This is a genomic window from Thioflexithrix psekupsensis (assembly GCF_002149925.1).
Classification (GTDB): domain Bacteria; phylum Pseudomonadota; class Gammaproteobacteria; order Beggiatoales; family Beggiatoaceae; genus Thioflexithrix; species Thioflexithrix psekupsensis.
In genome coordinates this window covers 565,925-588,185 of record NZ_MSLT01000012.1, presented here as the reverse complement: position 1 = coordinate 588,185, position 22,261 = coordinate 565,925, and the positions used below count along the sequence as shown (strand labels likewise).

Here is a 22,261-nt window from a genome sequence, read left to right as displayed (position 1 = left end):
TGTGTGTGGTTCAGATTACGTTTTAGCGCGATTCTAGCATATCCAATTGACTTTGTTCAGTCCACCTTTGATACTGCGAAAACAAGCCTAATTCTTTTGATAAGGCTTTTAAGGATAATCTTTTTAATAGCTGTATCGTAATGGGACGCTTTTCATCCCAAAATATTATGGAGTTAAAAAATTCAAGCGCGGGTTCAGAAGTTAATAATGCGTAAATAAATAACGCTTCTTCTTGCGTGTTGAAAGATAAAAAATTAACTGTATCGTCAAATAATACTGTTTTTCCGTCTAATGTACCGACTAAAGTAAAATTTAAAGTTTTATATAATCCTGAAATAGCAATTTTCCACGGTTTAAATGAATAATCGCCTACACCAAAAATTGAAAATTCAGGCTTATTTTGATAAATGACACTTTTGCGCTTGGCTAAATATTCTTTATGTCTTATTAAATAATCCCATGTTTTTGGCGCGATTTTCTTAATGACAGCGGTATTTTCTCCGACAAATTTTTGCGGCACAATAACCACTTTTCGATAAACACCAATATCCCCATGCGCAAGGTCAGAACTTTTTAATAAAGGATAAAGATAATCTGTTTCACATTCGATAAATTCACCTAAACCATTTTTATAGCCCCCATTAACGGGTTCTAATTCCATAATTTTTGCGCAATCATGTTTTATTCCAGAACGCCATATATAATGCGATTCTTCTCCTCTTAAATGTCGCCATTTTTCATACAAATAAAGATGACTGACCATATCACCCTCTCGCTGACCAATAAAGCGGTCGGGTTGTGGCGCGTCTAATGAAGCGTAAACTTGACAATCCACATCACCCGCATCTGTGGTGACTACCAATAAACAAGATTCTACGTTAGCAGAAAAATATTTTTTAGTATCAATCAGATAAATAGAGAAGAAAAGACGATATATTGTATTTTTCCGCAATCGCCGCATCACTTTGCGCGCAACGGCATATTTACACAAAAAAGCCAGTGTGCCATCTCTTTTGGTGAATAAATGCAGCAGTTGTAATAATATAAATTCTGATACATCAAAATTACTGCTTCCCGTAATGGCTTCTATGCCTTTTTGTTGATGAAAATTTGATTTTTCAGGAATATTTTGGCTATTTAAAACACTTAACGCGCTATTTGTCACCCAAGGCGGATTCCCAATAATTAAAAGATAGCCTTGTAATGATGCGATAATAGTTGCCCAATCGGTATTAAAAAAATCCGCTTGTTTAACGATTACTTGTTTATTATCAGGCAATAATTGCTGACTATTTTTCACATAATCAGGATTAATTTCAAAACCCAAAATAGTGGCATGAGTAAATGCTTGATAAGCAGCTAAAATAAATGCCCCTTGTCCGCAAGTGGGTTCAATAATAATATCTGGGTTAAGATGATGATTTTTTTTTAAAATCGAGACAATTTTTTGTGCAAGAGGAATAGGCGTTTGAAAATCGCCAAATTGGGCTTGATGAATTGATTTTGTAGGCATTGATTTTTAGCGAATTTTAAGCACTCCTGATACAGTGCCAGCGTTTTGAATGGCGCGGCTGTATTGGAGTCTCCATTGAAGGGCATTTGAAATGGTTAAATAACCTTGATTTGGGGGAGATTGTAGAATTTTATCAGCCAGTTGATCTGCGCCAATTTCATCTATGGGTAAATTTCTCTCCATAAGAAATGCCATAATATCATCCTTATTTCCATCTCTTGTTAATATATCCAAGATTCCTTTTGTGGTTTGAAAATCTGCGGTATATTCTTTTTCAATAAAAATAGTGTGTTGCATATTTAATTGACTGGTTTTATTGTCGCTATTATCCATTTTATCATAAACAAAAATAAGCAAATGATAACCAAGACCAAATATTTTTTGAGCCGCAGATTTAAAAGGACAAGAGGATTGTGGTTGTTTAATGCTGGTTACTTTTATATCAACTTCCAATTCAGGAAAATCAATTCCAGATGCAGAATTACCACGTAGATATCCATATTGACTTAAAAGAAAATCAGCAAATTTATGCTCAAGATAAGTGCCTACTGCTTTCCCATCGGTTATGCCGTAGAGTGAGGGTTCATGATGCAATGTTTCAATAGCCGCAAATTGTGCAGCCGCTTGCTGTAAAGAGGAAATTGTTAAAATAGGTTTCATATATTTTTGTAGTTTAATTGAAATTTACCAAAAAGATGTGACTCATAGAATCCTTATTTTGTCAGAATCAGAATTTACAGAATTAAAAAATTTTCAAAATTGACTCTTGTAAATAGATTTTTTACTCTTTAATTCTGAAAATCCTAAAATTCTGATTCTGACAGAAAAAATTTTATGAATGACTTAATTTTGGTATTATTGTCCTTTATTTAGCCTCAACAATTAAATTCCCGTATAATAAAACGCCCCCCAATAATAAGCACTTTGATAAGGTTTTTCCAGTGGTTTATTGTTGGCGTTTTGGTGAAATCGGAGGCGATAAGATGAACCCAGTTGACTTAACACAGGCTTTAACCAATCGTAAATCTCCTGATTATTCGCTTCGCGCAGCCACAATTGCGCTTTCTGCAAAGCCACTTACGGGGCTTGTTTTTGCTGCATAAAGTTGTGGTAAAAGCGTGTCATCAATAACGCTGTCGAGGCATCTTCTACTGACCACAACGAAGCCAATACTCCCACCGCGCCCGCGTGCAATAAGCTGGTCGGCAAACCCACCACTTCTTCTGCCTTTTTAAAGCCAATAACTCCCGTTTGACAAGCGGATAAACTGACTAAGCGCGCTTGTAATTGGGCTTGGAAAAAGTCGGCGACAGTGAGCATTTCATTATTCGCCATTAATAAACCTGTTTTTAAAGGATTCTGCACATTCGCGCCACCATGACAGGTAAAATGCAACACATTAGGGGAATTATTCAAGGCTTCTTTAACCGCAGAAACGGTGGCTTGTTCATGAGGGAGTTCTCTATTTTGTTTAAAGTGTTGTTTAATGGCGATGCTTTCCATTATTGAACTGGGCAATTCGCTTGCCTCTACGGGTTTAGGTTCGTTAATCAGTAATAAATTATCAGATGGTAAAATTGCCGATTTTTGCGCATTCACTAAAGCCAGTGCATTAGGGGCATAATTAATGGTGAATTTATCCACCATATAGTGGCGCGTGCCATTTTCTTTTGTCCATGCCAAATGCAGCGGGAATAGATTTAAGTAACCAATCGGAATGAAAGTGAATGCGCGGGGTAACTGTGGCAACAGCGGCTGCATGATGGCGGTATATAACCAAGTGCTTAAATCCTCAATCGCTTGATGCCATGCTTGTTGCTGGGTGTGGGCGTTAAAATCAGCCTCGAAATACTTATTCCCCTGCGCTTGCAATTTTTCAAAACTCAATTCAGGCAAAGCAATGGCTTGTATGTCCTGCTGCAACACCCGCAATGCGTAACCGCCTTTGGGCGTGTCGAAAAGATACACCAGCGGGCGGCTGTGCGCAGCTTGATACACCCGCTGGATGTCGGTGGGGATGGTCAAGAAATTTTCATGCGCGGGCTGTTGTCGAATCTCGCTTAACACCGCCTTAAACGCGGCTTCTTGGGTTTGCCAGTGTTTAAGTGCTGCCTCGCGTTGTGCGGCATCGGCGTTTTGATAATCGCGTTGTGCTTGGCGCACGGTTTGCCGCTGCTGTTTATAGCGCGCATACAAATCGGGGTGTGCCTGCTGCAATGGGCTGACATCGGTGTTATCGCCCGCCAATGCCGCGCTTAATAAACGCGCCACGCCTTGTTCTAAGACTTCCACCGCGCTCGCCAAATCCTGGGTTTGAATACGGGCATACGCCATTCTCGCCGCCAGCCCTTGGGTTTCGGTTAAAAAGGCTTCCTGCTGTTCACGCAATAATTGCTTTTCCATCAAGTGTTGACTGGCAGTTTGGATGTTGGGATAAACCGCTGCCATCTCCTGCCAACTGTCGCGTTCAAATGCCCAGAGGAGAAAATTGCGGGAATGCTTCAGCAAGTCTTCCAGTGAACCTTTTTTAGCCAATTCAATCGCTTGTTGGTAAGCCGCAATCCCCGCTTGCAAATCCGCTAACTCCCCTAACTGAGCATAGCGGTCGCTAAGTCCCAAACCTAAGTTGTTGAGCAGACGCGCCAAATCAGGCGAGTCGGGCGGGGTGTGGGCGATGGCTTTTTTGTAAGCCGCAATGCCGTCTTGCAAATCCGCTAACTCCCCTAAGCGGGCATAGCGGTCACGCAGTCCAGCACCTAAGCCGTGGAGATGACGCGCCAAATCAGGGGAGTCGAGCGGGGTGTGGTCTAGGGCTTGTCGGAAAGCCGCAATCCCCGCTTGCAGATCCGCTAAGTCCCCTAAGCGGGCATAGCGGTTGGTGAGTCCCAAACCTAAGCCATTGAGCCGACGTGCCAAATCTGGGGAGTTGGGCGGGGTGTGGGCGATGGCTTGTTGGGCAGCCGCGATCCCCGCTTGCAAATCCGCTAACTCCCCTAAGCGGGTATAACGGTTGGTGAGTTCAGCACCTAAGTTGTTGAGCCGACCCGCCAAATCCGGGGAGTCGGGCGGGGTCTGATCTATGGCTTGTTGGTAAGCCTTTATTCCTGCTTGCAAATCCGCTAAATCCCCTAAGCGCGAATAGCGGTCCGTCAGTCCATTGCCCAAGTTGTTGAACATAGCCGCCAAATCCGGAGAGTCGGGCGGGGTGTGGGCGATGGCTTGTTGGTAAGCTGCAATCCCCGCTTGCAAATCCGCTAACTCCCCTAAGCGGGCATAGCGGTTGCTTAGTCCAGCACCTAAGTTGCTAATCAGCCTAGGTAAATAGGGCGAATCATTGGGCAGTTTTTTCACCAAGGCTTGCCAGGTCTGCAATGCGCGGTCTAAATCCTGTATCACGCCTTTTGCCCCATAGCGATACCAATAAGTTACCGCGCTGTCATTCAAAACCCCCAGTTGCAATTCCTCGTCTTGCTTGGAAAAATCAGGGTGTTGCAGAATCTGTTGCCAATAATCAATTGCTTCATCTAAGCCGCTCACGTCACCGCGTTGCAAGTAGCGTTGCTCTGCGCTTTGGGCTTGGTTGCTCAGCGACCTGAGCGGGTTTTGTTCTTCTTCATGCTGTTGCTGCATTTGCTGAATTATCTCTAATAATTCAGGGTGTTGCAGTATAATTAACATGGCTTCTGCGTGGTTATCATTCTGTATAGCCTGCATCAGTGCCATTAATGCTTTTTGTAATTCCTCATTCATCTCCAAATCCCCTGCGGTGTGTGTGGTTAGTACTGCATTTTATAGCCGTTCTATGTATATCTAATTGGCTTTGTTCAGCCTCAGTTTCAGAAGTAGCCATATCTGAATCAATAGCAACTCGCAAATCGCCTAATCGTTACTTCAAATTTACCCAAATCTTTCCACAAATAGTTGTGCATTGGTCTGGTATTGAATTCCTAATTCACCGAGGATGGTTTCACTCAAAGCATATTGCTTAAAGCCAGAGCCTTCCTCTCCAAAGGCTTAAACGGTGTAACTCACCGCATAATTGGCCAAATTGATAGCCGCATTCAAATCACGGTTTTGGACATGACCGCATTCACATTTAAAAACTCTGTCTTTCAAGGTTAAATCCTGTTTTATCCCACCACAAGCAGAGCAAGTTTTAGAAGATGGATACCATTTGTCGGCAATAACAATCAAATTACCACGCATTTGTGCTTTATATTGCAATTGCCGCTTGAATTCATAAAAGCCCATATCAGCAATACTTCTCGCTAATTTACCATTCGATAACATGCCTTTTACATTTAAATCTTCAATTCCGATGATTGAAAATCGTCTGGTTAAATTACTGGTGAGCTTATGTAGAGTATCTTTACGAACATTGCTTATTCTAGCGTGTAATGTAGCTAATTTTGCTTTAGCTTTGTACCAGTTAGATGAATCTTGTTGTTTTCTGCTCAAAGATTTTGACAGTTTTTTGAGTCGAGAAATTAGAGTTTTCAATGGTTTAGAACCTGTAATTACTTCACCATTACTCAGTGTTGCCAAAGATGAAATGCCCAAATCTACACCCACAACGCCTTGGTTTTCAGCTTTGCGGAGGTGAGAATAATCATCTATTTGAACAGCAATACTGATAAACCACTTGTTTGCTTGCCGTGAAATAGTTGCAGACAATATTTTACCGTTAAATCTTAGCGATTCTTGCAAACGTACCCAACCCAAACGAGGAATTCTGATACGATTTAATGTATCATTCAGCACAAATTGGTCATTAGTGATGCCAAACGAGTCATGGATACCTTTTTTCTTGAATTTTGGATAATTTGCCTCTCCTTTGAAAAAACGTTTAAACGCCTCACCTAATTGAGTTATTGCCTTTTGTGGGGCATTTTTAGTCACTTCTAACATCCAAGGGAATTCAATATGTTTAATAGCATTTAATTGTTTGCTTAAACTATACCAAAATTATGTGAGATATAAAAACAAATTAAGTTCTAATATCTAGCTAGATATTAGGTATAAGATACTGTTTAATTTTATTAAACTTAAACACTTTACCTGACAAAAAGGTCTCAAACATACTAGTGACTTCTTTAAAGCTTGATAGACGATGAAAATTCTTTCTGACCCAATTCTTACCTTGAAGCCAAATATCCTCGACTGGATTTTGCTCTGGGGCATTGGGCGCAAATCTTAATAAACGAACTTTCCATTCTGATTCTGGAAGTCCCCCATTTAATTTCTCTAAATAAGTTCTTAAACCTTCAGAACGATGATAACTTGCACCATCCCAAATAATCACATGACGGGCTTCTTTATATCTGTAAATGAGCCAGTTAATAAAGTCTATCGTATATTTTGTATCAGCTTTCTTTGCCCTATCTAAAATAAATTCTCCCGTATAAATATTCACCGCTCCATACCACGTTTGAGAAGTGCGATAATTACTCATCTTTATTGACGTTCTTTCTCCTTTTTTCGACCAAACATAAGCACAAATATCTCCCCACAACTGATGGCTTTCGTCTTGCATCCAGTACATTACCTCTCCACTTTCTATCTGTTCACGCTCCTTATCTATTAAATCCTTAATCTCTTTTTTTTTAGCTTCTACTTTTACCTCATCTTTTGCCGAATTCTCTTTGTGTGTCTTCTTATAACTTAAATTCGCTTCTTCTAATAATTTAGTATAAGAAGTATTTGAAGAATAGAAAACATCATACTCCTCTTTTAAGTATCTCTTTAGTTCCTCTATTGTTATTGTCTTCTTTTCTTGTATCCAATTAATCACATCTTCTCGTTCACGCGGCTTTAAATACCCTGGTGAGCCTTTATACGCTAACTTTAATCCTTCAACCCCTGACGCTAAATAAATGGCTTTCCATTTATCCACAAATTGCACACTGACACAACACGCTAAAGCCGCTTCCGCACGCACAAAACCAAGCAAAGACATTCTTACTGCCATCGCTCGCTTCACTTCTCTCGCTTCACCTGTTGACATTAACTCTTCTAAATCTTCATATCTCTTGTTCATTATTCTCTCCTATTTAAAAAGTATTATTATACGACTCTGAAAAAATTGGTATATTCTGTCAGAATCAGAATTTACAGAATTTTAGGATTTTCAGAATTAAAGAATAAAAAACCGATAAAAAACAAACGACTTGCAAGAATCCATTTTGAAAATTCTTGTGTCTGTAAATTCTATCTTTTGGGTATAGCAAGAGGGAGAGTAGAAATGCGGACATTCCAGATTATTTTCGTAGGTACTTAGCTGATTCTTAATGAACTCCCACCACCACATACCCTTGTTGTTGCAATAAATCCAACAATCCCCCTTCGCCCGGTAAATGCAACGCACCCACCGCAATAAACGCATTGCCCTCGCGTAAACGTGGCAGCATTCGCGTCAGCATACGGCTGTTTCGTTCAGAAACCAAACCATGATGAAATTTATCCATTAATTCGGTATATTCCGATTTAGCCAAACCCTCTCGATAAAATGCTAACATTTCCCCTAAATTCCGCTTTAAATAAAGCTCGTGCAACTGCTCAAAAAAATCAGGCATTTCTTCCAATTGATTCAAGGTTTCTTCTAATAAAATTAACTGCTCATCCGTGGTCAACGCATCAAAAAAACCTAACTGCTCTTTAACCGATTCTAAACCGTAAACTGCTTTACTGGATAACTTGGCTTGTTGAAATAACATTAAATCTAAAATTTCGCCTGTTTTAGTTTCAGGCATACTCACTGTGACCATCACTGCCCAAGGTTTTAAACGACGTAAAGCTATTTCAGGAATTCCGCGTTTTTCTAAACGAGAAATTAATATGTCATAATGCGCTTCATTAGCGACAATATCTTTAAGAGAACGTCCGCTGTCTAAGAACATTAATTGCACACTTTGCAATAACTGCCCAGCTTCCATGAGAATTTCAAAAGAAGCACTATCCGCCTGTTCAAAACGTTGCCAAATCACATCAGATAATTGCGTGACACGCTGATCTTCCGTGTGCATGGTGCCGAGTAAATAACTGGGCGACACATTAGGATAACGAATTTCCCAAAAAATGCCCGTCAAATTCCGATCTTCAACATCAATCGTTGGCTCTGTTCTTATCGACATATCTTTAGCCGATACACTCAAGATAATAAAATAAAATAAGAGAGCCACTATACTTTTCACATTAAACATGCCATTATCCTTAAAATCAATTAAAACACAATCATCTCTTCTCGCTCAAAAGGATTCGCATAATCAATCCCCGGCGCATCTTCCCAACCCGAATAACGCTGCATTGCCGTACGCACAAAATCGTAATCTACCAAATCATTAATCACAAATTCACTGTCCAACTGCTGTAAAAAACGAGTATCCGCATGACCCATTAATGTTTGCTTTAAATTATCCACAATTAAACGAGTCGCAGAAGGATAAGGCCATGGTGCAAAATCAATACGTCCCGATCCCCAATCATGATGACGAATTGCGCCCGTTTTTAAATAAGTTTCGTCTTCAGAATAATGGTTAATGGCTTTGTCTAATAAATCCGTGGGAACGGGTAAATAATTCCGTCCTTCTTGCGATAAAATTCTAGGAATGTCGGCTTTATTGTTTTGGGCGAAAATTTGCGCCCGCACCATCGCATTAACCACTTTTTGCGCCCATTGCGGATAGGCTTTAGTATCACGCTCATCCATACACACCACACAACACGGATGATTACGCCAAATATCTCCTGTAAAACGCAATAACCGCGCTCCCGCTTGTATTTCTCCACTGGCATTATGTGGCTCGGCCACAATGTAAGCGTCAAGATTTCCCGCCTGTAAAGCCCACACCATCAACGACGGCGGCAATAATCTTAAATTAACCTCATGCGCAGCCACAGCCGCTTTAGCAGGACGAATCACGGGCGTTAAACCGGCATGGCGTAAACCCATTTGTAAAACCATATTGTGCATGGAAAACCAATAGGGAACACCCACTTGTTTACCACCCAAATCGGTAAAAGTACGCGCATTCAAATGTGGCGCAGTGACCACACCCGATCCATTGGTATGCGCCCACGCCACAATTTTTACCGGAACATTAAAATGGTAACGTAACCAAATGGGAATCGGGTTTAAAAAATGCACCACATTATAGCGGCCACTAAAAAACCCCCGCACCAATGCCGTCCAACTGTTGACTCGCTCCGGCACCGCGACTTCTAGGCCTTCCTCTTGCAAGTAACCCTGTGTTTCTGCTAACAATAATGCGGTAGCATCAGCAATAGGTAAATAACCAATTTTCACTACAGGTTCTGTTTTACTTGTATTATCTAACGTGTTCGCCAACAACGGAGAAGTCATGAGACCCGATAGCCCCAAACCCCCAACCGTCAACGCCTCGCGTAAAAAATGACGACGAGTCGAATCCTGTAGTAAATTGTTTTTCATGATGACGACACCTCATAAAAAGGATAAAAATAAAATAATGCGTTCGCATAAACTCATTTTAGTATTGTTTATTATCTTGTAAAAAGTAAAATAGAGCCATAGCGAATGTCCCCCCAATTCCAACAGGTCTGCCAATATCACCCTCAATGGAGACAATGTGATGAAACTCATCCGTGATTTAAAGATCAAACACAAACTGATGTTAATGCTTTTTTTTCCTTTTGCGGGATTAATTTATTTTGCATCGGTACTGGTTTTTGAGAAGGCTGAATTTTATTTCCAGATGAAAACGCTGGAACAAAATAGCCGATTGTCGTTAAAAGTGACCGAATTGGTTTATCGCTTACAACATGAGCGAATGTTTTCGTTATTCTACCTGCGAACGCCATCAACAGATCGCAAAGACGAACTGAATCAGCGCATTGCTAATACGGTAAAACTGATTTCAGACATAGAGAAAGAATACAACGAAGCCATGTTGCAAGGCGGAAATGAAACGCCGAAAATGGTACTTAATGAATTACAGCCTCATTTTGAAACTGTTACTGCATTACGTCAGCAAGTTGCCGATTTGAAAGCCACCCAAGCACAGGCTTTTGACGGTTATTCTAAGATTAACCAAAGTCTAATTGAATTGCTTACTTATCTGGTGAAAGATCAAAAATATGCCAGTTTTTTCAGACTGGAATTAGCGCGTCTCAATGTAGCGGCTGCTAAAGAAAAATCGGCATTAGAACGTTCGTTATTAGTGCAGGCATTTAAACAGCGTTACTTTGAACCGAGTGATTATAAACATTTTATTCGCTTGGTGGCAGAGCAAGGCGTTTATTTAGACAGTGGTGCTAAACGCTATATGACTCCTGAACAACAGGCAGAATTAGAACAGATTTTTGAGCATCCCCAAGTCAAAGAAATGGAGCGATTGCGAGAAATGGCTTATGCGGCCAGTGTGGATGGTATTTTACCTTTAACTGTTGAAAATGCACAAGGCAAAACAATCGATATATCTGATTATTGGTATGAAACAAAAACGGCACAAATTGATTTATTAGATAAACTCGAAGTGGCATTAAGCCAATATGTTGCCGAAACGACACGAGAAGCGGGAGAATTGGCTTATATTGAATTAATTTTAATTAGCGTTTCTACATTGGTGTTAGTGCTAATTGCCCTGTCTTTTGCTTACACTTTATTGCGTGGGGTGAATTTGAGTTTAGACAAAGCGGTGAATGTAGCCAATTCCATCGCACAAGGCAATTTGAACAATGAATTTGCCATTGAAAATCAAGACGAAACAGGGCAATTACTGCACGTGTTGGACAATATGCAGCAACAATTGCGCGAACGTATTGAGCGAGAACAAACCATGGCCGAAGCCGCATTGCGCATTAACGAGGCGTTAGATAATGTCACCACCAGCGTGTTAATTGCTGATAATGATTATAAAATTATCTACCTGAATAAAGCCGCACAACGCCTGTTTAAAGAACAAGAACCCGCCTTTATGCGTGAACTTCCCAATTTCCGTGCGGATAATTTACTGAATCAATCGGTAGATGTGTTGCATAAAGACCCACAAGCGCACCGTCGTTTATTAGCCCAATTAAAAGGCAGTGAACATGCCCGTTTAGATTTAAGCATGGCTAATATTGAATATTTTGCCACGCCCGTGATTAATCAGAAAGGACAGCAATTGGCGATTGTCAAAGAATTTAAAGATCGCACGATTGAAGTTTCTACTGAACAAGAGATTAATCACGTGATTCATGCCGCCTCACAAGGTGATTTTTCAGGTCGAATTGATCTGGAAAATAAAATAGGATTTTTCCGTAGTTTCGCTGAAGCGTTAAATCAGATTTTAGATTATAACGAACTGGCAATTAAAGATTTAATGACCGTTTTCTCGGCCTTGTCTAAAGGGGATTTAACACTGACTATTGAAAACAATTATTTAGGTTCATTGGATCAGTTAAAACAAGATATTAATACCACTATTCGCTTGCTCAATGAAGTGATGATCACCATCCAACAAAGTGCCAGCGCGGTGAATCAAGCGGCTGAGGAAATTTCGCAAGGCCACATCAGCCTCAGTCAACGCACCGAAGAGCAAGCCGCATCGTTAGAAGAAACCGCAGCCAGCATGGAAGAAATGACCAGCACGGTGCAGCAAAACGCGGATAATGCACGCCAAGCCACTCAATTGGCTTCTAGTGCGCGCACCTATGCCGAACAAGGCAGTAAAGTGGTCAATAATGCCGTGGTGGCGATGGCGAAAATCAACGACAGCAGCAAGAAAATCGCGGATATTATTGGTGTGATTGATGATATTGCCTTTCAAACCAATTTATTAGCCTTAAATGCCGCGGTAGAAGCGGCACGCGCAGGCGAACAAGGACGCGGCTTTGCGGTGGTTGCTACTGAAGTACGTAATTTAGCCCAACGTAGCGCAACGGCGGCCAAAGAAATCAAGAATTTGATCCGCGATAGCGTCAACAAAGTAGAAGAAGGCACTGCCTTAGTCAATCAATCGGGAGAAACATTGACGGAAATCGTCACGGCGGTCAAAAGAGTAAGCGACATTATTGCCGAAATCGCCGCCGCCAGTCAGGAGCAATCTTCTGGTATTCAGCAAGTCAATAAAGCCGTCGCACAAATGGACGAAATGACACAGCAAAACGCAGCCTTAGTTGAAGAAGCCACCGCTGCGGGCGAGTCTATGAGTCACGAATCGCAAAGTTTACGCGAACAAGTGGGCTTTTTCGTCATCAATACCCGCTATGTAGACCTGATCAATGAGAACAATTCTGCTGTTGCCGCGTCCAATTCTCGCACTTCTCGGTTGTCGAAAAAAGCGCATCACACCCCGAAAAAACCCGCCAAACCCACCGTATCACCTAAAGCCGTCACCGAAGACGGGTGGGAAGATTTTTAATTCTGACATATCACATATCACCCAATATTTGCTATATACCAATTTTTTCAGAGTCGTATAATAATACTTTTTAAATAGGAGAGAATAATGAACAAGAGATATGAAGATTTAGAAGAGTTAATGTCAACAGGTGAAGCGAGAGAAGTGAAGCGAGCGATGGCAGTAAGAATGTCTTTGCTTGGTTTTGTGCGTGCGGAAGCGGCTTTAGCGTGTTGTGTCAGTGTGCAATTTGTGGATAAATGGAAAGCCATTTATTTAGCGTCAGGGGTGGAAGGATTAAAGTTAGCGTATAAAGGCTCGCCAGGGTATTTAAAGCCGCGTGAACGAGAAGATGTGATTAATTGGATACAAGAAAAGAAGACAATAACAATAGAGGAACTAAAGAGATACTTAAAAGAGGAGTATGATGTTTTCTATTCTTCAAATACTTCTTATACTAAATTATTAGAAGAAGCGAATTTAAGTTATAAGAAGACACACAAAGAGAATTCGGCAAAAGATGAGGTAAAAGTAGAAGCTAAAAAAAAAGAGATTAAGGATTTAATAGATAAGGAGCGTGAACAGATAGAAAGTGGAGAGGTAATGTACTGGATGCAAGACGAAAGCCATCAGTTGTGGGGAGATATTTGTGGTTATGTTTGGTCGAAAAAAGGAGAAAGAACGTCAATAAAGATGAGTAATTATCGCACTTCTCAAACGTGGTATGGAGCGGTGAATATTTATACGGGAGAATTTATTTTAGATAGGGCAAAGAAAGCTGATACAAAATATACGATAGACTTTATTAACTGGCTCATTTACAGATATAAAGAAGCCCGTCATGTGATTATTTGGGATGGTGCAAGTTATCATCGTTCTGAAGGTTTAAGAACTTATTTAGAGAAATTAAATGGGGGACTTCCAGAATCAGAATGGAAAGTTCGTTTATTAAGATTTGCGCCCAATGCCCCAGAGCAAAATCCAGTCGAGGATATTTGGCTTCAAGGTAAGAATTGGGTCAGAAAGAATTTTCATCGTCTATCAAGCTTTAAAGAAGTCACTAGTATGTTTGAGACCTTTTTGTCAGGTAAAGTGTTTAAGTTTAATAAAATTAAACAGTATCTTATACCTAATATCTAGCTAGATATTAGAACTTAATTTGTTTTTATATCTCACATAATTTTGGTATAGTAGTTAATACATCAACCCCTTCTCGCCCCACGCCAGAGACTGTAATTGTATTATAGTTTCTGGCACAACAATTTATAAATATCAACATATCTGTCACGCAAATTTCTTTTAAAAAAGAGAAGCCGTGTTTCGTTCAAATTTTGTTCAAAAATTAACCGAATAATTGCTGGCAAATTGATATGATCTATAAAGATTCTCATAAAAAACTGACATTAACTTATATTTTCGCCTTGTCTTTAATTGCGTTATTGACGCTGACCAGTCAATATCTAATTCACAACACTTTAGAAGTGCAATCTAATGATTCTCGCATTATTAATATTTCAGGGCGGCAACGGATGCTCAGTCAGCGCATCACTAAATTTGCTTTGTTATTAGAACAAGCTCCCGACGCTGAACAATTTAAACAAACCATGCGCCTATTTAAAGAAAGTTTATCTTTATGGGAAAAGTCACATTTGGCGTTACAATATGGTGATGAGGAATTGGGTTTATTGGATCATGAAAACAGTGTGGCGGTGAATGATATGTTTCGTCAATTAACGCCACATTACATCGCTATACATCACGCTGCACAAGCGATTATTGCCTTAAATCAACAACCTATTCCGCCACAATTATTACAAACTATTTTGTCACATGAGGGAGAATTTCTTAAATGGATGAATAGCATTACTTTTCAATACGACACGGAAGCCAATACGCGTGTGAATTCGCTCAAAGAAATTGAGTTTATTTTAATGATCATTACCTTATTGGTTTTATTATTTGAGGCTTTATTTGTTTTTCGTCCTGCGGCAAATGTTATCTCTCATCAAATTGAAACCATTGAAACCAGCGAAACAGAAAAACTCAAAGCACAAAAAGCTCTGATTGCGCAATTAAAAGAAAATGAACAATTGCAGCAACAAATCACCCAAGATTTAGAACAAAAAGTGCGCGAACGCACCGCAGAAATGACGGAACAAAATCGCCACATTCTCGCCCAATCGCAACAATTACAACTCGCCAAACAACACGCTGAATCAGCCAATCTCGCCAAAAGCCAATTCATTGCCAATATGAGCCACGAATTGCGCACGCCATTAAATGCTGTTATTGGCTACAGTGAAATCTTATTAGAAGAAGCCGATGACAGAAATTTGATTGAATTCTCTCAAGATTTAAAAAAGATTCGAGATTCAGGGAAGCATTTATTAGGCTTAATTAATGATATTTTAGACTTATCTAAAATTGAAGCGGGACGTATTGATTTATTTTTTGAAAATTTTGATGTGCGCGAATTGGTGAATGAATTAGTTCAAACCATGCAGCCCATGTTATCAAAGAATAATAACCATTTTAATGTCGTTCTCCCCAATGACAGCGAAAAATTAATCATTATGCGGGCTGATCATACACGGGTGCGACAAGTTTTATTGAATCTCCTTAGCAATGCGGCAAAATTTACCGAAAAAGGATTTATTACGTTACATATTGAACGCCTTTATTTTCATGATATAAATTGGTACAAGTTTCAAGTGATAGATAATGGCATTGGCATGACTCCAGAACAGCAGAAAAAACTGTTTCAGAGTTTCACTCAAGCCGACAGCTCCACCACCCGCAAATACGGTGGCACGGGTTTAGGTTTGGCGATTACAAAACGTTTTGTAGAAATGATGGGTGGACGTATTCAAGTGCTTAGTGAATATGGAAAAGGCTCGTGTTTTACCATTGAATTACCCACCAACGTAGAAATTTATCTGTCACGCACCAAACAGAATACTTTAATTAAAACCAGTCCTCTTGCTTCTCCTCCGCCCGAATCGTTAGAACCACAGAGCTTGCCGCCTGTTTCTCCAGAAGTTTCCCACAAAGGGGAAATTTTAGTGATTGATGACGATGCCACCGTGCGCGAATTAATGCAGACACATTTGCGTCGTTTGGGGTATCAGGTATTGTTAGCGGACAATGGTATTACTGGATTACGATTAGCGCAACAATTTGAACCCAAAGCGATTTTATTGGATGTGATGATGCCCGAAGTGGATGGTTGGAATGTATTATCTCAATTAAAAGCCGATGTCCATTTGCAACACATTCCCGTCATTATGTCCACCATGGTGGATAACAAACGCTTGGGTTACGTATTAGGGGCAGACGATTATTTGATTAAGCCCGTGAGTCGTCAACAATTGCAAAGCGTTTTGGCGCGTTACTCCCAGCCACAACAAACCTCAACCGTATTATTAGTTGAAGATAATGTGGTGACGCGAGAGATGATGGAGAAAATTTTAACGCGGGCAGGTTGGCATGTGGTACAAGCAGGCAACGGTCAACACGCCTTGGCACAAATAGAACAGCAGATTCCTGATTTAATTTTGACCGATTTAATGATGCCTGAAATGGATGGTTTTGAATTTTTGCACCATTTACGGGAGAATCCTGCATGGAATTCTATTCCTGTGGTGATATTGACTGCTAAGGAATTGACTCCAGAAGAAAGTGTACAGCTCAGTGCAATGACACAACATACCTTTATTAAAGGAGCTTATGAAAAAGAACAACTTTTAATCGAAATTCACCAACGATTAACCGCTAATTCCCGATTAAATAGAGAAAAATAATAGGGCAAAAATAACTTTGCTGCATATCACAAATTTTTGCTATAGTAATTGACACATTATCGCATTTTAACTTGGGGAGTTTAACAGTGAATGGTTGAAACATTTGATCCAAATCATTGGCATTGGTGGATTTTAAGCGTTGGTTTTTTAATTTTAGAATTATTTGTGACGGGGACTTTTTTTCTCTGGTTGTCTGTGGCGGCGGGTTTGGTGGGGTTATTACTGTTTTTATTTGAAATTACCTCTCAAGTGCAATTGCTGCTGTTTGGTGTGGGGGCGATTGTGAGCATGGTGATTACTCGGACTTATCTCAGTAAAAACCCTGTGCGTAGCGATCATCCTCAATTGAATGTGCGCGGAATGGAGTACGTTGGGCGAACTTTTCTGGTGCAAGAAGCGATTGTCAATGGCTTAGGTAGAATACATGTGGGCGACGGCTCGTGGCGCGTTGAAGGCCCCGATTGCCCCGAAGGCACGCAAGTCAGAGTGATCGCAGTAGAAGGAGCGCGCCTCAAAGTGGAATTGATCAATTCTCAACCAGAAAATTAAAATGCTTGAGCGCATACTGTTAAAATAAAACTAAGGTGAGTCTTCACTCACCTTAGTTCACTGGTCTTGTGGGTTTAAAACCATTCATTAAGGAGCATGATACATGCGAAATGTGAAAAAAATGATGTTCTGGCTGTTGTTATGTGCCAGTCCATTGACTTATGCGGGGACTTATTATCTTGCCCAATCGGGTAACGATAGTAATGACGGACTCAGTCCGCAAACCGCTTGGCAAACGGTTGAGAATTTAAATAAAAAATCATTCCAAGATGGTGATATTTTTTTATTTAAGCGAGGTGATGTGTTTCGTGGATCAATTCAGTTATCGCGTTCACCCCAAAATATTGTTTTTTCTACCTATGGCGAAGGCAATAAACCGATTATTTCGGGAAGTATTGTGGTTTCTAATTGGGTGGCCACGAAACATTCGGCTTTAGATTCTCGCGTGGTTTATGAAGCGGATGTTTCGGCTTTATTGCCGCAGACTTCTAGCGGTGATTTTCGACCGATTCAACAATTATTTGTTAATGGTCAATTGATGACGATTGCCCGTTATCCCAATGTACCAACGCCACTGGATAAAAATTGGCTTAAAATTGGGACGGTGACGGGGAAAGATTTCTTTGCCGATCCGACATTAGCAGCTTATCGTAAACCTGACAATTACTGGAAAGGCGCAACGATACGGGTTCGTGACAGTTGGACGTTTACCGTGCGAGAAATCACGGGTTATCAGGCGCGTGATGGGCGTTTATCGGTGGCAAATTTGGGCAGTAAATTGCCTGAATGGGGCTATTTTATTGACGGCAAATTAGAAGAGTTAGATTATCCTAATGAATGGCATTATGATGCGGCGAATAAAAAGTTATATCTTTATCCGCCCGCAGGTGTAAATCCCAATCAAGCCTTAATTGAAGCCGCAGTGTATGAAACAGGCTTAAATGTCAATAATAACAAGCACAATACTTCAGTAGAAAATTTGCAATTTCAGCATTTCATGACACAAGGAATGCACGTTAATAGTTCTAATAATGTGCGTGTGCAACATTGTTATTTTCACCATAATGTCAAAGGGATTACCACGTGGAATACTGCTGATGTGCTGATTGACAGCAACGAGTTCCATCACCATCTCCATGCCAGCATCGGTTTACAATCCAGCGTAAAAGATAATTTTGACGTGAAAAGCAGCACAGTGAGCAATAATATTGTGCTGAATAATGCGTTGTATCGCGCTTATGGCTTGCGTTATGACGGTATTTATCAAGGCAATGCCGTGGATGTTTTTGGTAAGGCTTATACTGTGCGCGGTAATTACGTTGAAAATGTCGCCGAAAATGGAATGTATCTTAAAGACGGTGGCCATCATTTAATTGAAAATAATGTGGTGAAAAATGCCTTATTAATTTTAAATGACGGTGGCGCAATCAGTATTGGTTCTAGTGGTAATGTGATTCGTGGTAATTTTCTCAGTGGTTCTTTGGGAAATATTGATGAATCTAACGGCTGTTCTACCACGAATTTAAACCCTTGTTCCCATCATTCTCGTTATGGTATGGGGATTGGTGCAGACGGTGGTTTTAAAGACAATCTGATTGAAAATAATGTGATTTTCAATAATGCCGATATGGGAATTCGTTTAGCCAGCTTAACCAATACCATTGTGCGTAACAATATTGTTTATAATAATGATCCGCAAATTGTGTTAGAAGATAAATATGGGCCATCTTCTAAGAATTTGGTTGAGAATAACATTATGATCTCATTACATCCTGACCAAATTGGTTTGGAATTGACGGGAACAACGGCGCATGGAGACACGAGAAATAATTATTATTGTAATCCATTTAGCGAATTAGCCGTGACGCGAGACGGACAAAACTATTCTTTGGCGCATTGGCGGCAAGATTTTCCGCAATATGACAAAGGTTCACAAGATTGTGGGGTGTTAATTCCCGCAGAGGCGGTGCAACCCATTGGGGAGAATTTGGTCAGCAATTCTACTTTTGACACCAGTGCCAAGAGTTGGGGGCCAACCAGTAAACCCGATAAATTATTTCATGACACGACTAAATTGGATCAAGGCAGTTTAAAAATTGTTTATAATCCAGAAGATAGAATTTTAAGCGTGTCTCCGAATGACAGCTTTTCTTTACAACAAGATCAGTGGTATCGTTTTGCATTTAGCGTGATTGCGAATGATTTTGGTAATATTCGCCTGCGTTTTAACCAAACACAACCCAAGCATGTTGTCCATGAACAACGGGTTTTTGCGATGGATAAGCAACGGCGAGATTACGAATTTGTTTTTCAAAGCAAACTCACCGACAGTTCTATGAAGGCATTTTTCGGGACGGAAAAAGCAGATGCCAGTCCGTATTGGTTGGATAATGTGTCTTTGCACGCGGTGGCTTTTCTGCCCAATGTACCGGCTCAAGAGCGATTTGCCTTGTTTAGCAATCCCACGTATCAAGACAAGTCGTTTAATTTACCCGCCGCCGCGCAATATGTGGATATAGCGGGCAAACCAGTGCAAAGTTTGACGCTGAAACCTTTCACCGCCACCGTGCTATTGCGCACGGACAATACATTGCCGGCCGCGCCCAGTCCTTTGCCTGCGCCCAGATTGTATTTAAGAGTGAAACAAAACGCGCTGACATTGACATGGGATGACATTTCAGGTGCAAAAGGGTATCAACTCTATTACGCCAATTATCCCCATGTCGGCCAAATCGAATCGGCAGATATGCGATTAAGCCGTCAATTCCGACTGCAATTACCAGAGGGCTTTACCATGCCATCGAATGGCGTTGGTTTTTATGTGGCAGTTGCCGCTTATGACGATAAAAAACAGGTCGGTTCTCTTTCTAATATTGAGCATTTCATGCTGCATTAATCAGGGTGTGAACCACTGCTAGAGGGTAGAGACGCATCGTGTGTGCGTCTCTACAGATTGAAATTACACCGTGAGCGTTTAAATTAAAAGAAATGCACATTGCGCATTGCCACGGGATTAACAATTCGGTAACGAGCGGTTTTAATCGACTCTTTAATCTGTTCTAACACTTTTTCTTTCACACGAATCTTACGCCGCAAATCCTGCATTTGCTGCGTCAATTGCGCCCGACGTTCTGACCATTCGCACGCATCGGTATTGTCCAATTCACCTTGTCGAACCAAAGCCAATGCGGCTTCATAGGCAACGGTCTGTTTCTCAAAAGCCACTTGCAATTGGCGATGTTCAATTTCCAGTTCTATCACTTCATCTTCGACTTCCTGCGCCACTTTCAAGGCCAGATAATCCTGCTCTTCTTGTTCGGTTTGTGGGGACAGGTAATGATCATCCTCGTCGTGAAGATCGAACTCGTGACGCAACGCAGGGGAAACTTGAGACATACGCTCAGTGGTAACGGACATGGCTGACTCCTTATTTTTATTAAACATAGGCTATGAAAAGGAAAAATTCCTCGTTGGCAAAAATAACCAACCTTGTTAAAGCCGCTTTTTACAAAGCCAATAACAAAGATAAACAACAACAAACTCAGGCCGCAACACCAATACACGCCGCGCCATCTCGTCAAGAAAACAACGGCGTGTATTTTTATTTTGTCCTGTTAAACAAAACAGAATTGTTTCTTCAGCGCATTGCAATAAAAAGCACGCTCCTCACTCAACAGAAGGTGCGCAAACGCATAAAAAATGGAGCAAACCGTGTCATACTCGATGTAAAGTCAAAACGCGCCTATCGACGCTTTATATTACATCTGTCCAAATGATCTTGGATCAACCTAATTTAAAAATAGCCTTAATTCTAGCATTTAACCAGTGCTGTCTGCAAAATTGAGCATTTTGCGCTTAAACAATCCCATCCAACCCCCGCGCCAAATCTGCTTGAATGTCCCCAATCGCTTCTAAGCCCACAGAAATCCGAATTAATCGCTCACTAATCCCTGCGCGTTGACGTTGTTCAGGCGAGAGACGGCCGTGCGTGGTGGTTGCGGGATGCGTGATGGTGGTTTTGGTATCGCCTAAATTGGCGGTGATAGACAATAGACGCGTAGAATCAATGACCTGCCATGCTTGCGCCCGATCTCCGCGCACTTCAAACGACACAATGCCCCCAAAACCACGTTGCTGACGCGCCGCTAAAGCATGTTGGGGATGATCCGCCAAACCGGGATAATAAACCCGCTCCACCGCAGGATGTTGTGCCAACCACCGCGCCAATTGTGACGCATGGTCACAATGGGCTTGCATTCGCAGTGACAAAGTTTCCAAGCCTTTTAAAAAAATCCACGCATTGAAAGGACTCATACTTGCCCCTCCAGAGCGCATCACGCCATAGACTTCCCCTTTCAACCACTGCGCCGCACCCACCAACGCACCGCCCACACAACGCCCTTGTCCGTCTAAATATTTGGTTGCCGAATGCACCACAATATCCGCCCCCAAACTTAACGGCTGCTGCAATGCAGGCGTGCAAAAACAATTGTCCACCGCCAATAAACACCCTTTGCTTTTAGCCAAATCAGCCAATTGCGCAATATCCACCAATTCCATCAATGGATTAGACGGTGTTTCTACGAATAACAAGCGCGTTTGTGGTGTCATCGCCTGTTCCCATGCGTCGATAGCCCTTAACTCGACAAAATCCGTGCGCACACCAAAACGTCCTAAAATCCCACTGAACAACGTCACCGTGCTACCAAATAAACTGCGCGAAGCCAACACCTGATCGCCCGCTTTGAGCAAACCCAAGCACAAAGTGAGAATCGCACCCATACCTGATGCCGTTGCAATACACATTTCCCCCCCTTCCAATGCCGCTAAACGCTGTTCAAACATGCGCACAGTGGGATTAGTAAAACGAGAATAAATATTGCCCGGTGCATTATTCACAAACCGATCTGCCGCTTCGGCCGCATTTTTGAACACAAAGCTAGACGTGGTAAAAATCGGCTCGCTGTGTTCTCCCTCTTCGGTGCGCGTTTGGCCGGCACGCACAGCGCGGGTCATCAACTCATAATCGTCCCAGTCCATAA

At 41.2% G+C, this 22,261-nt stretch carries 15 protein-coding genes and 1 pseudogene; 6 read left to right on the top strand and 10 right to left on the bottom strand.

All coding sequences use genetic code 11. From position 1 onward, the window contains the following. Positions 1–22 precede the first annotated feature (22 nt). From TPSD3_RS07705 to TPSD3_RS07670, 8 genes and pseudogenes are all read right to left on the bottom strand, one after another. Positions 23–1,513 (bottom strand): DNA methyltransferase family protein, encoded by a 1,491-nt coding sequence (locus TPSD3_RS07705; RefSeq protein WP_176329782.1) that lies wholly within the window; start codon positions 1,511–1,513, stop codon positions 23–25. Positions 1,514–1,519: 6 nt separating this feature from the next. After that, positions 1,520–2,173 (bottom strand): type II restriction-modification system restriction endonuclease, encoded by a 654-nt coding sequence (locus tag TPSD3_RS07700; RefSeq protein ID WP_086487986.1) that lies wholly within the window; start codon positions 2,171–2,173, stop codon positions 1,520–1,522. Positions 2,174–2,395: 222 nt separating this feature from the next. Further along, entirely contained in the window at positions 2,396–2,590 is a 195-nt protein-coding gene (locus tag TPSD3_RS07695) for a hypothetical protein (protein ID WP_086487985.1), read from the bottom strand. Continuing rightward, positions 2,591–5,263 (bottom strand): CHAT domain-containing protein, encoded by a 2,673-nt coding sequence (locus tag TPSD3_RS07690; RefSeq protein WP_086487984.1) that lies wholly within the window; start codon positions 5,261–5,263, stop codon positions 2,591–2,593. It abuts the gene before it with no gap. Positions 5,264–5,527: 264 nt separating this feature from the next. Continuing rightward, positions 5,528–6,451, bottom strand: a pseudogene (locus tag TPSD3_RS07685) (RNA-guided endonuclease InsQ/TnpB family protein); the annotation flags it as partial. A 67-nt stretch (positions 6,452–6,518) separates the two neighbouring features. Next, positions 6,519–7,550 (bottom strand): IS630 family transposase, encoded by a 1,032-nt coding sequence (locus TPSD3_RS07680; RefSeq protein ID WP_086486669.1) that lies wholly within the window; start codon positions 7,548–7,550, stop codon positions 6,519–6,521. A gap of 247 nt (positions 7,551–7,797) precedes the next feature. Continuing rightward, positions 7,798–8,712, bottom strand: a complete 915-nt coding sequence (locus TPSD3_RS07675; protein ID WP_086487983.1) for a TraB/GumN family protein — start codon at positions 8,710–8,712, stop codon at positions 7,798–7,800. A gap of 20 nt (positions 8,713–8,732) precedes the next feature. After that, positions 8,733–9,959, bottom strand: coding sequence for an ABC transporter substrate-binding protein (locus TPSD3_RS07670; protein WP_086487982.1), 1,227 nt, complete (start codon positions 9,957–9,959; stop codon positions 8,733–8,735). 160 nt (positions 9,960–10,119) lie between these two features. Between TPSD3_RS07670 and TPSD3_RS07665 the strand changes: the two genes are divergently transcribed. From TPSD3_RS07665 to TPSD3_RS07645, 5 genes are all read left to right on the top strand, one after another. Then, complete coding sequence (locus TPSD3_RS07665; RefSeq protein WP_086487981.1) at positions 10,120–12,891, top strand: methyl-accepting chemotaxis protein; 2,772 nt, start codon at positions 10,120–10,122, stop codon at positions 12,889–12,891. Between the two features lie 87 nt (positions 12,892–12,978). Continuing rightward, a complete protein-coding gene (locus tag TPSD3_RS07660; RefSeq protein ID WP_086486662.1) occupies positions 12,979–14,010 on the top strand; it encodes an IS630 family transposase in 1,032 nt (343 codons plus the stop codon). Between the two features lie 230 nt (positions 14,011–14,240). Continuing rightward, complete coding sequence (locus TPSD3_RS07655; RefSeq protein ID WP_086487980.1) at positions 14,241–16,670, top strand: response regulator; 2,430 nt, start codon at positions 14,241–14,243, stop codon at positions 16,668–16,670. Between the two features lie 90 nt (positions 16,671–16,760). Beyond that, a complete protein-coding gene (locus TPSD3_RS07650; protein WP_086487979.1) occupies positions 16,761–17,219 on the top strand; it encodes an NfeD family protein in 459 nt (152 codons plus the stop codon). A gap of 103 nt (positions 17,220–17,322) precedes the next feature. After that, entirely contained in the window at positions 17,323–20,115 is a 2,793-nt protein-coding gene (locus TPSD3_RS07645; protein ID WP_086487978.1) for a right-handed parallel beta-helix repeat-containing protein, read from the top strand. Between the two features lie 83 nt (positions 20,116–20,198). On the opposite strand, the gene TPSD3_RS07640 is transcribed toward TPSD3_RS07645, so the two are convergent. Then, positions 20,199–20,636 (bottom strand): hypothetical protein, encoded by a 438-nt coding sequence (locus TPSD3_RS07640; protein ID WP_086487977.1) that lies wholly within the window; start codon positions 20,634–20,636, stop codon positions 20,199–20,201. A gap of 53 nt (positions 20,637–20,689) precedes the next feature. On the opposite strand from TPSD3_RS07640, the gene TPSD3_RS07635 reads away from it, so the two are divergent. After that, positions 20,690–20,995, top strand: coding sequence for a hypothetical protein (locus tag TPSD3_RS07635; protein WP_086487976.1), 306 nt, complete (start codon positions 20,690–20,692; stop codon positions 20,993–20,995). 79 nt (positions 20,996–21,074) lie between these two features. On the opposite strand, the gene TPSD3_RS07630 is transcribed toward TPSD3_RS07635, so the two are convergent. Continuing rightward, on the bottom strand, positions 21,075–22,259 hold the full coding sequence (locus TPSD3_RS07630) for an O-succinylhomoserine sulfhydrylase (RefSeq protein WP_086487975.1): 1,185 nt from the start codon (positions 22,257–22,259) through the stop codon (positions 21,075–21,077). Positions 22,260–22,261: the final 2 nt, after the last annotated feature.